Genomic DNA, 11,660 nt, shown 5'->3' on the forward strand with positions numbered 1-11,660 from the left:
CACAGGGGAATGCATTCCAACTGTAGGAGTGAGCCTGCTCGCGATGGAGTCACCGCAAGTCTCAGGCCTTTTTCTTGTACGCGATGCAGTCGATCTCGACCTTGCAGTCGACCATCATGTTCGCCTGCACACAGGCACGGGCCGGCGCGTGTTCGGGTTTGAAGTACTCGGAGAAAACCTTGTTGAAACTGGTGAAATCCCGCGGATCCTCCAGCCACACGCCAGCACGCACCACGTCTTCCAGGCCATAACCGGCCTCTTGCAGAATCGCGATCAGGTTCTTCATGGTCTGGTGGGTCTGTTCGACGATGCCGCCGGTAATGATCTCGCCATCCAGCGCCGGCACCTGCCCGGACACGTGCAACCAGCCATCGGCTTCAACGGCGCGGGCAAAAGGACGAGGCGTACCGCCAGCGGCGCTACTGCCGGTGCCGTAACGAGTAATGCTCATGAGTGTTTCTCCTGATTGAATTCTGGAAAGTTAAAAGCGCGTATTTTTGAGAAACTCAGCCAGACGCGGTGATTGCGGGCGCTCGAACAGCTCCTTGGGTGGCCCCTGCTCTTCGATACGCCCCTGATTCATGAAGACGATCTTGTCCGAGACTTCGAACGCAAAACGCATTTCGTGGGTGACCAGCAACATGGTCATGCCTTCGTCGGCCAGGCCCTTGATCACGTTCAGCACTTCGCCGACCAGCTCCGGGTCGAGAGCCGAGGTGACTTCGTCGAACAGCATCAGGCTCGGGTTCATCGCAATCGCCCGGGCAATCGCCACGCGCTGTTGCTGACCGCCGGACAACTGACCGGGATAGTGATCACGGCGTTCCAGCAAGCCGACGCGCTCCAGCCATTTTTCCGCCAGCGCGACAGCCTCGTCCTTGTGCAGTTTTTTCACCTTGAGCAAACCGAGCGTGACGTTCTGCAACGCCGTAAGGTGCGGGAACAGGTTGAACTGCTGGAATGCCATGCCGGTCATTGCACGGTGCCGGGCGATGACTTTTTCCGCATGGCGCACGCGCTTGCCGTTGACCTCGTCATACCCGATGGACTCGCCGTCGAGCATGATCTGCCCGCCCTGGAATTCTTCGAGCATGTTCACGCAGCGCAGCAGCGTGGTCTTGCCCGAGCCGCTGGAGCCGATCAGCGTGACGACGTTGCCGCGCTGCATGGTCAGGTCGACGCCCTTGAGCACTTCGAGCTGACCGTACTTTTTGTGCAACCCGCGAATGTCCAGCAGGGGCTGATCGTTTTGAGCTGCTTTTACGTTAGAGAGCGAAGGTTGAGTCATGGCAAGGCCACCCGCTTTTCAATGTGCCGGCCGAGTAATTCGATGGCGTAGTTGATGACGAAAAACAGAAATCCGGCGAACAGGTAAAACTCCAGGGTCATGAAAGTCCGGGCAATGATCTGCTGCGTACTGAGCAACAACTCTGCCACGCCGATCACCGACAATAGCGTCGAGGCCTTGACGATCTCGGTCGACGAGTTGACCCAGGTCGGCAGGATCTGCCGCAACGCCTGAGGCAACAGCACGTACCCGAGGGATTGGAAAAACGTCAGGCCAATCGCCTTGCTCGCTTCCATCTGGCCACTGGGCAACGCTTGCAACGCACCGCGCACGATCTCGGCGACGTGAGAGCCGCAAAACAGCGTCAGCCCCAAGGCCCCGGCCTGAAACGCACTGATCTGCCAACCCAGTGCCGGCGCCATATAGAAGCAGGCCAGCACCAGCACAAACACCGGCGTGCCGCGAATCAGGTCGACGTAGAAACGGAACGGCGCGCGCATCCAGAACTTGCCGTAGGTCAGCACCAGACCGGCGACAATGCCGACCATCGTGCCCAGCAAAATCGCCAGCGCCGACACCTGCACACTGGTCAGGAAGCCTTGCCACAACACTTCGCGGGCAACCCATAACTCATGCAACCAACTAGGGGATTCGTACATGGGGGCTCCTATCGGCGGATCGCCAGACGCTGCTCGAGGTAACGCAGCATCATGGCAATGAGGTAACAGGCCGCCACATAGAGCGCCGTGGTCACCAGCCAGGTTTCAATCACCCGGTAGCTCTCGACATTGATCTTGCGCGCGTAATAGGTCAGCTCCGGCACCGCAATCGCAGCGGCCAGCGAAGTGTCCTTGAACAGCGAAATGAAGTTGTTCGACAAGGCCGGCAGTACATTGCGCAACATCACCGGCACGGTGACGTACGCCTTGACCTGCCACTCGCCGAGACCGATAGCGAGTCCTGCTTCACGCTGACCCTTGGGAATGCTCAACAAGCCGCCACGGAACACCTCGGTCAGATACGCCCCGGCGTACAGCGACAGCGTAATGATGAACGACGGGATCTTGTCCAGCCGGATACCGAGGCTCGGCAAGGCAAAGTAGATCAACAGAATCAACACCAGAATCGGCGTATTGCGGATCACCGTCACATACACCGACGCCAGCACCCGCAATGCGCGGTGCTTGGACAGCAAAGCAAACGCCATCATCAGGCCGATCACGCAACCGATGGCGATCGACACCAGCGCCAGCTCAAGACCCAGGCCGAGCCCCGCCAGCAAGGTGTCGAAATCGCGCCACACGGCGGCAAAGTTCAACTGATAGTTCATGGTCAGCAGTACCTTGAGCGGGGCGCGTTATGGGCGCCCCGCTCTCACGGGATCATTTGAATTCGACAGGGAAACCAATCGCAGGAGTCGGCAGATCGACACCGAACCATTGCTTGAAGGAGGCCGCGTAAGTTGGGAACTCAACGCCGGTCATGGCTTCATGCAGGGTGGTGTTGACGAAGTTCAGCCAGTCCTGATCGCCGCGTTTAACCGCGCAAGCGTAGGTTTGCGGGCTCCAGGCGTAAGTCGGGCTGCGATAACGGCCAGGGTTCTGCACCATCAGGTATTTCACCGACGACTGATCGGTGGCGGCGGCATCGGCACGGCCGGAGTTAACGGCCTGGTACATCAAGTCCACGCTGTCGTATTGATCGACCTTGGCCTTGGGCAGCGCCTGATGCACCAGCTCTTCGGCGTATACGTTCTGCAAGACCGCCACGGTCACGCTGTCGTTGGCAGCCTTGAGGTCTTCGATTTCCTTGTACTTGCTGTTGGCCGGCAGCAGCAGGCCGACGCCTTCGCGGTAGTACGGCAGGGTGAACGCCACTTGTTGCGCACGACTGGCGGTCACGGTGATGAACTGGCAACTGATGTCGACTTTGTCAGTCAGCAAGTTGGGAATCCGCGCGTCGGACGACTGCACCACAAACTCGACTTTGGTCGGATCGTTGAACAACCCCTTGGCAATCATCCGCCCGATATCGATATCGAACCCCTGCAACTTGCCATCCGCTCCCTGGAAGTGCCACGGCGCATTGGTACTGCCCGTGCCCACAATCAATTTCCCACGGGCCAGCACGCTATCGAGCTTGCTGTCCGCCGCCTGGGCCACGCCCATGGCAGCGGCGGTTGCCGCGAGAACAAAAAAACACGCTTTTAACAAGGAAGGTCGGCGATGCATGGCAAGCACTCCAGGATGATGTTTATTCCGCTATACCGGACGTAGGTATGTAACAACGGAATAGACAGCAGAAAGTGTGCCACAGGTTGTGGAGCAAATGTTGGGGAGAGTGAAAAACGATTTGAATCAACGGGATGGGAAAAACGCTGAGGGATCTGTTACCAAACGCACGCGGTGGGAAGCGCTACCGTTGGCTACAGCGTGCGGGTATGTGGTTCACAGTGGGGAATTTAACGAGTTAAATCGGTGCGAGAGCACCATTGGGGAAATAGTAGCGAATTGACTTAGAACCATCACATCAGCGTACAGCGGCGTCCCTGTAAACATCACCGCGTTCTCTTTTTCCTACGGCTATTACTGTTACTACCAGTACTTCATCAATCACGCGATAGACCATTCGATATCCGGCACTCTGCAGCTTGATTTTGTAAGCATTCCCAAGCCCGCTCAGCCTGTCTGCAGGGACATGCGGGTCTGCAAGCCGCTCCTGAAGTTTCTTTTTGAACTGATCCCTCAGGGTTGCTCCAAGCTTCTTCCATTCCTTCCAGGCTTTTTCGGAGAACTCCAACTCATAGGTCATCAATCGAAACCTTTATCGTCGGGTCGTTTTCCCGCTCTTTACAAAGGGCAATCAGTTCCAGGTCTTCCAAACGATTCATCAGCGCTTCGTATTCTTTGGCAGGGACGCAATAGAAGGCCGGCTCGTTACGGTTCAGAATTGCCACAGGCAGACCTCCACCGGCAGCGACAGTCCCCATTGGGTTTTTCTTCAGTTCAGAGATGCTGGCTACCACCTGCGAAAGTACGATATGTGTCATGAACTCGTTCCTCAGAGTGCTTTTAGACGTGCTAAAAATAGCACTCCAAAGCGTATCTGCCTCCAACCTTTCGGCATACAGGCCATGTTCCTCCTGAGCTGTGTGCTGCCTATGATTTTTAGCACTGAGTGTGTGCTCCAGGTTTTCGCTCATCGATTTCAGCCCATCCCTTTTCAGCTCCATACCCATCGACATTGACGGACTGATAAAAAAGTACCACGCAACTCACTTCCGGATTTCCGTACTTCCTGTCAGTTTGATCTTGCGATTCAGTAGGCCGGATCGTTTACGGCGTAGGAGAAGGCGACCTGTAATTTCTGACAGTAGACCCGCCCTGCTCCCTCCTTTAACGTCGACAAACCTCGACGGTCGTTGTGAAAAGGAGATTTCAATGGGCTCGACAAACCACCTGGCATCGCTGGCCCCGGTCTACCGCAAGGCGCTGAAAACCTGGCGTCCGGTGATCTGGCTTTTCACCAATGAACACTGCCCGGCCTGTGAATGGGCAGAACCGATCTTTCGTGAAGTTGCCCAGCGCTATCGTCATCACGCGAACATCTATGTGTTGAGCACCAGCGAATCACCGCGGCACCCGAATGTTACCGGTACGCCGACTGTGCTGTTCTTCAAGGACGGGAGACTGTTGAAGAAGCTCAAGGGCATTGGCTCTCAGGAGACTCTGGAGGAGGATTTCGCCAGCCACGTCGGCAGGCTGAGGCCGCAATATGTGCCGCGTAAACCGAGTCACGATGTGGCGTGGTTGCGCCAGACGTTACGCGGGTTGTGTACGGTGCCTCGGGCGTTTGAGCGGTTGAATTGTCGTAGCGGGTGTTAGGGCTTGGGAGTGTTGGTGTCTGGCAAGACGCTATCGCGAGCAGGCTCACTCCTACAGATCCAGCTAGCTCGCTATGCTTTTGGTTTCAGGGATTTTTGATCTGCTCGATGTACCGCGCCACCGCCGCCGACTTTTCAAAGCGTCGATAAATCAGTGACAGCCACGACGTCGCCGCACAGCCCTTGATCGTGCGATACAGCACGCCGGGCAAACCCACATGCCCGACCACCGACTCCGGCACCACCGCCACGCCCTGCCCCAGCGACACCAACGCAATCACCGCCACCAACCCGCCCGGTTGCGCGCCTAATGTCGGGGAGAATCCCCCGGCAGCGGCCACTTGCAACGTGCCGCTGATTTGCTCCGGCAGGATGAAGGTCTCGTCTTGCAAATGCTGCGGTCCAATGTCCGGCAAACGGCACAGCCAGGACTCGGTCGGCAGCGCCAGGACGAAGCCCTCTTCGTCGAGGCGAATGGCTTCGAGTCCTTCGGGCAACGTCATCGGCGAACGGACGTAACCCACGTCGAATCGTCCATCGAGCACCATGGCCGGCAACGTGGCCATGGGACTTTCCCGCACATTCAGGCTCACGTCGGGGCATTCGCGGCTGAAGGCGTGTACCTGTTTTTGCAGCAAACCAGAGAACACTGCCGAGGCCACATACCCCAACTCGATGTGGCCAATATCGCCACGTCCCGCCCGTTGCGCATTGCGCTGAGCAAACTCGAATTGGCGCACCGTCGCCTCGGCTTCGATCAGCAGCGCAGCCCCCGCCTCGGTCAGCTTCACATCACGCTGCTGGCGCAGGAACAATCGAGTGCCCAGTTCGCTTTCCATGTCCTGGATCTGCCGGCTCAGGGTCGGCGGCGCGATGCCCAATTGTTCGGCGGCCCGGGTGAAATTGCGCTGCCGGGCAACGGCCAGAAAATAGCGAAAATGGCGAATATCCATTGATGCGTTAGCTCAAAGGTAATGAGATGGCGACTCGCGCCTAATAAAACAGGCGCTGTCCGACGATAAGCTGCTCGGACCTTCACCGTAAAGAGTTGCCGCCATGTCCGCCATACCCAAGGTGAGCCCACGCCTTACATTACTCACAGCCTCAGGCGTTTGCTCGCTGATCGTGCTCGACACCAACATCGTCGCGGTCACCCTCCCGACCATCGCGCGGGACCTGGGCGCCAACTTTGCCGACATCGAGTGGGTGGTCAGTGCCTACATGCTGGCGTTCGCTGCCCTGCTGCTGCCAGCGGGAAGCATTGCCGACCGCTTTGGCCGGCAGAAAACCCTGCTCTGGGGTCTGGGTATCTTCATCCTCGCCTCCCTCGGTTGCGGTGCGGCGCCCAACGCGTTGTTCCTCGACATTGCACGGGCGATCAAGGGCGTGGGCGCGGCGTTGTTGCTGACCTCGGCCCTGGCCTCCATCGGCCACACCTTTCACGATGAGGTCGAACGGGCCAAGGCCTGGGCGTTCTGGGGCGCGTGCATGGGCGTGGCGATGACCGCCGCGCCGACGGTCGGTGGGCTGATCACCGAATACATCGGCTGGCGCTGGATTTTCTACCTCAACCTGCCGGTGGGATTGTTCTTGATGTTCATGGTCTGGCGCGCCGTGCCGGAATCCCGGGACGCCCAGTCCGCGCGCCTCGACCCCTGGGGCAGCCTGGCATTCAGTGCGAGTTTGCTGTGCCTGATCTGGGGCTTGATCGAGGCGAACCGCATCGGCTGGAGCAACCCGGTCACCTACGCCCGGCTCGTTGGCGGCGCGGTGTTGTTGGGGCTGTTCGTGGTGATTGAGCGGATGCAGCAGCGGCCGATGGTCGACCTGCAATTGTTCAAACATCCGCGCTTTATCGGCGCGCTGCTTGGTATGTTCGCCTACGCCGGTTGCGCTCAAGTGATGATGACCTTGCTGCCGTTTTATCTGCAAAACGGCCTTGGCTTTTCGGCCATCGCGTCAGGGCTCGGGATGTTGCCGTTTGCATTGACCATGCTGATTTGCCCACGCATCGGCGCGCGGCTGGCCGGACGGTTTTCGCCAGCCGCGTTGATGGCGGGCGGATTGACCCTCGTCGGCAGCGGCAACTTGCTCAGTGCCTGGGCCGTCAGCAGTGGCGGTTACCTGTCCTTTGCCCTGGCGATTGCTGTGACGGGTGCCGGCGCCGGACTGCTCAATGGCGACACGCAAAAGAACATCATGGCCTGCGTGCCCCGCGAGCGCACCGGCATGGCCTCGGGCATGAGCACGACCATGCGTTTCAGCGCCATCGTGTTGGCCATCGGTGTCTATGGTGCGTTGCTCTCCAGTCATACCGAACTGTTGTTGCGCAGCACTCTATCGACTCAGGGCGCGGCATGGCTCGGCCAGACACAAGGCATCGCTTCGCGGGTGGTGGCGGGCGACATGACCGCGGCGCTGAATCTGCTCCCGGAAACCGCAAGACCGTTGATCGAGCCTTTGGCTCGCCAGGCCTTTGTCGGCGGTTTCAGTCTGTTGCTCTGCGTCGCAGGTTTACTGGCCTTGGCGGGGGCGCTGGTGGTGGGCACATTGATGCGCCATCCGGTCCCGTCGCCAAAAAACTTTGCCCTGGGCCTGGAATAAACCCTGACGGGGCTCGTCGTACTGCCACTGAAATCGTTCAGTAGCCACTACGAGAGCCCCGCCATGAAAAGTCTCCTGTCCGCGCTGTTTCTGATTGCCCTGAGCGGCACTGCAGCCGCCGCGTCTGCCGCCACCGCCAGCCCCTCGAACGTCGAGGACTACCGCTATTCGAAACTGCTGAACATTGCCAAGGTCGTCAACATCACCAGCGGCGATTATTGCGGCATCGGCCCACGGGAGATGACTTACGTCGACACGATGGGCGCCACCCACGTTCTGCGCTACCAGGCGTTCGGTGATTCGTGCATCGATCAGAACTGATGCTTGAGCGACGCCATCACCCGCTCGGCATTCGCCTCACAGGCTATCCCGTCAGGTCGCGCCTGGATGCCTTCGACCACCACCAGCAACTTCGCCTTGCTCTGGGCCAGGTGAAGTTGCATTTGTTCGATCTGCTCGATCTTTCGCACCAGCCCCGCCACCAGCTCTTCGCGCTTGAACTCGCCTGTCACCGTGTCCGGTAGCAGCTGCTTCAGCTCTTCGAGGCTGAACCCGGCCTGCTGCGCGCATTGAATGATCATCAGTGTTTGCAGGACTTGTGCGGGATAGCGCCGGTAGCCGTTGGCCGAACGCTCTACCTGACGAATCAACCCCTGAGACTCGTAGAACCGAATGCGCGATGCATTCAACCCGCTCAACTGCGCCAATTCACCAATCTTCATCTCGGCCTCATTTGCCTGCTTGACATTAAAGTTAACTTTAAGCTTAGCCTCTGCTCTTTCCTGATGAGGAGTCAAGCATGTCGCCCTTCCAAGCGTTGAATCTGCCCAACGGCCAGACCGTCGGCAATCGTATTGCCAAAGCCGCCATGGAAGAAAATCTCGCCGACACCGGGCAAGCACCGTCAGGCGCGTTGTTTCAGCTGTATCAGGCCTGGGCCGAGGGCGAAGCGGGCCTGTTGCTGACCGGCAATGTGATGATCGACCGCCGCGCCATGACCGGCCCCGGTGGCGTCGTATTGGAGGACGAACGCGACCTCGAACGCTTTCGTCAGTGGGCAACCATCGGCCGATCGGGTGGTGCGCAGTTCTGGATGCAGCTCAATCATCCCGGCCGCCAGACCATGGCCAATCTCGGCCAGCAAGCCTGGGCACCGTCCGCCGTGGCGTTGGACCTGGGGGCGTTTTCGAAAATGTTCGCTGAGCCGAAGCCGATGTCCGAGACCGATATCGCCGAGGTGATCGCCCGCTTCGCCACCAGCGCGGCCCTCGCCGAAAAGGCCGGGTTCACTGGCGTACAGATTCATGCGGCGCACGGTTACCTGATCAGCCAGTTCCTCTCGCCATTGACCAATCGCCGCACCGACGGTTGGGGCGGATCACTGGAGAACCGCGCACGCTTGCTGCTGGAAGTGGTCAGCGCCGTTCGCCGCGTAGTCTCGCCACAGTTTTGCGTGGCAGTGAAACTCAACTCCGCCGACTTCCAGCGTGGCGGCTTTGACGCCGACGATGCCCGCCAGGTCATTCTGTGGCTCAACGAGCAACACATCGATCTGCTGGAGCTCTCTGGCGGCAGCTACGAAGCCCCGGCCATGCAAGGCGAAGCCCGCGACGGCCGGACCTTGGCCCGCGAAGCCTACTTCCTGGAAATGGCCGGTGAACTGGCCAGCGTGGCGAGCATGCCGGTGATGGTGACCGGCGGCATTCGGCGCCTGGCGATCGTGGAGCAGGTGCTCGACAGCGGCATCGCCATGGCCGGCATCGGCACGGCGCTGGCGGTTGAACCGCAATTGGTCAAACACTGGCGCGAAGGCCGTAACAGCCACCCGCAACTGCCGCCGATCCTGTGGAAACGCAAACCGCTCGCCGCACTGGCGAGCATGGCGGTGGTGAAGTTTCAGCTGCATCGATTGAGTCGCGGGCGCCAGCCTCGGCCGCAGGTGTCAGCGGTGTGGGCGTTGATTCTTGACCGGTTGTACATTGGCCGGCGTACGCGGCAGTACCGTCAAGCGATGGGCAAATAGATTTAGACCGAGTCGCGCCCTTCGCGAGCAGGCTCGCTCCCACAGGTTTTGTGAACACTGCAGATCCACTGTGGGAGCGAGCCTGCTCGCGAAGGGGCCAGCACAGGCAACCAATAATTCAACCAGGAATCAGCTCATCAATGTGCCGATAATCCACTCGTAATTCCGCCGCCATCTGCTTCGCCCGCCCCAGCCGGATCGGCCCGCGCTCGATATCAATCAGCAGACCGGGACAATCCAGCGCAGGCAATAGCGACCACTCCTTCAACCGCCCATCGGTCAGCAACAACACACGCTGCTGCTCCGCCGGGAAGCGCTTCTTGCGCGTCGCCAACCAACGCCCCGCCTCACCCAGCGCAGCCAACACTGGCGTGCCACCGCTTGCGCCCAACCCATCCAGCCAGGTGCGTAATCCGCTGGATGCTTTCAAACCTTGCACCTGCCATTTCGGCACATTGCCGCTGGCCGTCAACAACGCCAACCGCGCGCGCTGGCGGTACGCATCGTCAAACAACTGCGCCAGTAAACCCTTGGCATCGCTCAATGCCTGATGACGCCGCGTCGAGGCCGAGGCATCGACAATCACCAGCCACAGTTCATGGGCGCTTCGAGTTCGCAGGTGAAACAGCACATCGCTGCGCTGACGTGGCCGACCATTGAGTAAAGTGCCGGGCCAGTTGATCGAGCCGCTGCGTGCGGCATGGCGTTTGCCCTGTTTGCCGTTGTCCAGCCGTCCTGCGCGGGGTCTGGCATTCGCCCCCGCGTCAGATCGAGGGCGAATGCCTAGGGCTTTTTTGGCCAGCTCGGCACTTCACGACGGGCGCCAACCGGCAGCGCCTGGGCGGGCATTTCACCCCATTGGCCCTGGCCTTCGCTCGGGGTGGAATGTTGCGGAGATGGCGACTGTCTGTGCTGCGGCGCTGGCGGTGATTGCTCGCGGCGACGATGGCGCAAGGCGAATTCAGCGACGGCGTCGATATCGTCCTCGGTGATCGCGTTCGCACCGCGCCATGCCGCATGGGCGCGAGCGGCGCGCAGCCAGACCAGGTCAGCACGCAAGCCATCGACGCCGGCGGCAAAGCAGCGCTCGGTGATCAGCGCCAACGCTTGATCGTCGAGGAGGATGCTCGCCAGCACGCTACGGGCCTTCTCGCACTGTTCGCGCAGCGCCTGTTGCTGGAGTTCCCACTGTGCGCAAAAGCGCTGCGGATCGCTGTCGAAGTCCAGCCGCCGACGGATGATCTGGCCCCGTTCGGTCGGTGCGGTGTGACCGCTGAGGGCGACGTTCAGGCCAAAGCGGTCGAGCAGTTGCGGACGCAGCTCGCCCTCTTCCGGGTTCATGGTGCCGATCAGCACAAACTTCGCCGAATGCCGATGGGAAATGCCGTCGCGTTCGATCAGGTTGGTGCCGCTGGCGGCGACGTCGAGCAACAGGTCGACGAGGTGATCGGGCAACAGGTTGACTTCGTCGACGTAGAGCACGCCACCGTCGGCCTTGGCCAGTACACCGGGGGAAAATTGCGCACGGCCGTCGCTCAGAGCAGCGTCGAGGTCGAGGGTGCCGACCAGTCGTTCTTCGGTGGCGCCCAGCGGCAAGGTGACGAATTGACCGCTGGCCAGCAGGTCCGCGAGGCCCCGGGCCAGGGTGGATTTGGCCATGCCGCGCGGGCCCTCAATCAGCACACCGCCGATTTTCGGGTCGATGGCGGTCAGGTACAGCGCGAGCTTCAAGTCGTCGGCGCCGACCACGGCGGATAAGGGGAAATGCGGGGTGTCGGTCATTGTTAAATCTCGGTCATGGTCGGTGGCAGGTAAGCGTTTAACCTGTGGGAGCGAGCCTGCTCGCGAAGAGGCCATCACAT

15 protein-coding genes are annotated in these 11,660 nt (G+C 60.0%); 4 read left to right on the forward strand and 11 right to left on the reverse strand.

Features of this window, described 5'->3' with window-relative positions; translation table 11 throughout:
* Positions 1 to 61 precede the first annotated feature (61 nt).
* The 7 genes from AC07N8_RS01200 to AC07N8_RS01230 form a co-directional block, all read right to left on the reverse strand.
* On the reverse strand, positions 62 to 451 hold the full coding sequence (locus AC07N8_RS01200; RefSeq protein WP_027923783.1) for a RidA family protein: 390 nt from the start codon (positions 449 to 451) through the stop codon (positions 62 to 64).
* A gap of 30 nt (positions 452 to 481) precedes the next feature.
* Positions 482 to 1,288, reverse strand: a complete 807-nt coding sequence (locus AC07N8_RS01205; protein ID WP_493141946.1) for an amino acid ABC transporter ATP-binding protein — start codon at positions 1,286 to 1,288, stop codon at positions 482 to 484.
* Complete coding sequence (locus tag AC07N8_RS01210) at positions 1,285 to 1,947, reverse strand: amino acid ABC transporter permease (RefSeq protein WP_140682616.1); 663 nt, start codon at positions 1,945 to 1,947, stop codon at positions 1,285 to 1,287. Before AC07N8_RS01210 ends, AC07N8_RS01205 begins: the two co-directional genes overlap by 4 nt.
* Positions 1,948 to 1,955: 8 nt before the next feature.
* Complete coding sequence (locus tag AC07N8_RS01215; protein ID WP_008015908.1) at positions 1,956 to 2,618, reverse strand: amino acid ABC transporter permease; 663 nt, start codon at positions 2,616 to 2,618, stop codon at positions 1,956 to 1,958.
* 52 nt (positions 2,619 to 2,670) lie between these two features.
* Positions 2,671 to 3,519 (reverse strand): transporter substrate-binding protein, encoded by an 849-nt coding sequence (locus tag AC07N8_RS01220; RefSeq protein ID WP_493141949.1) that lies wholly within the window; start codon positions 3,517 to 3,519, stop codon positions 2,671 to 2,673.
* Positions 3,520 to 3,817: 298 nt separating this feature from the next.
* Positions 3,818 to 4,099 carry a type II toxin-antitoxin system RelE family toxin gene (locus AC07N8_RS01225; RefSeq protein WP_493141951.1) on the reverse strand — a complete coding sequence of 94 codons (282 nt, stop codon included), beginning with the start codon at positions 4,097 to 4,099 and terminating at the stop codon, positions 3,818 to 3,820.
* Positions 4,089 to 4,337 (reverse strand): type II toxin-antitoxin system Phd/YefM family antitoxin, encoded by a 249-nt coding sequence (locus tag AC07N8_RS01230; RefSeq protein WP_493142000.1) that lies wholly within the window; start codon positions 4,335 to 4,337, stop codon positions 4,089 to 4,091. The genes AC07N8_RS01225 and AC07N8_RS01230 overlap by 11 nt, the downstream gene beginning before the upstream one ends.
* 391 nt (positions 4,338 to 4,728) lie before the next feature.
* Here AC07N8_RS01230 and AC07N8_RS01235 point away from each other — a divergent pair, with 391 nt between their 5' ends.
* Positions 4,729 to 5,172, forward strand: coding sequence for a thioredoxin family protein (locus AC07N8_RS01235; RefSeq protein WP_483842398.1), 444 nt, complete (start codon positions 4,729 to 4,731; stop codon positions 5,170 to 5,172).
* Between the two features lie 85 nt (positions 5,173 to 5,257).
* Here AC07N8_RS01235 and AC07N8_RS01240 read toward each other — a convergent pair whose 3' ends face one another.
* The gene (locus AC07N8_RS01240) at positions 5,258 to 6,124 is read right to left on the reverse strand and encodes a LysR family transcriptional regulator (protein ID WP_483842399.1); all 867 of its coding nucleotides are present in this window, start codon (positions 6,122 to 6,124) and stop codon (positions 5,258 to 5,260) included.
* Positions 6,125 to 6,236: 112 nt separating this feature from the next.
* Between AC07N8_RS01240 and AC07N8_RS01245 the strand changes: the two genes are divergently transcribed.
* Together AC07N8_RS01245 and AC07N8_RS01250 are read left to right on the forward strand one after the other, a co-directional pair.
* Positions 6,237 to 7,775 carry an MFS transporter gene (locus tag AC07N8_RS01245; RefSeq protein WP_493142002.1) on the forward strand — a complete coding sequence of 513 codons (1,539 nt, stop codon included), beginning with the start codon at positions 6,237 to 6,239 and terminating at the stop codon, positions 7,773 to 7,775.
* Between the two features lie 63 nt (positions 7,776 to 7,838).
* On the forward strand, positions 7,839 to 8,096 hold the full coding sequence (locus AC07N8_RS01250; RefSeq protein WP_493141953.1) for a DUF2790 domain-containing protein: 258 nt from the start codon (positions 7,839 to 7,841) through the stop codon (positions 8,094 to 8,096).
* Here the strand turns inward: AC07N8_RS01250 and AC07N8_RS01255 are convergent.
* On the reverse strand, positions 8,087 to 8,497 hold the full coding sequence (locus AC07N8_RS01255; RefSeq protein WP_483842401.1) for a MerR family transcriptional regulator: 411 nt from the start codon (positions 8,495 to 8,497) through the stop codon (positions 8,087 to 8,089). The two genes, AC07N8_RS01250 and AC07N8_RS01255, sit on opposite strands and share 10 nt — an antisense overlap.
* Positions 8,498 to 8,574: 77 nt before the next feature.
* On the opposite strand from AC07N8_RS01255, the gene AC07N8_RS01260 reads away from it, so the two are divergent.
* Positions 8,575 to 9,798: an NADH:flavin oxidoreductase/NADH oxidase family protein gene (locus tag AC07N8_RS01260; RefSeq protein ID WP_483842402.1), complete on the forward strand. Its 1,224-nt coding sequence runs from the start codon at positions 8,575 to 8,577 to the stop codon at positions 9,796 to 9,798.
* 118 nt (positions 9,799 to 9,916) lie between these two features.
* On the opposite strand, the gene AC07N8_RS01265 is transcribed toward AC07N8_RS01260, so the two are convergent.
* The gene (locus AC07N8_RS01265) at positions 9,917 to 10,480 is read right to left on the reverse strand and encodes a vWA domain-containing protein (protein WP_493142004.1); all 564 of its coding nucleotides are present in this window, start codon (positions 10,478 to 10,480) and stop codon (positions 9,917 to 9,919) included.
* Positions 10,481 to 10,581: 101 nt separating this feature from the next.
* Positions 10,582 to 11,580 (reverse strand): magnesium chelatase ATPase subunit I, encoded by a 999-nt coding sequence (locus AC07N8_RS01270; protein WP_493141956.1) that lies wholly within the window; start codon positions 11,578 to 11,580, stop codon positions 10,582 to 10,584.
* Between the last annotated feature and the right edge of the window lie 80 nt (positions 11,581 to 11,660).

Source organism: Pseudomonas sp. GW821-FHT10C09, from assembly GCF_059415465.1.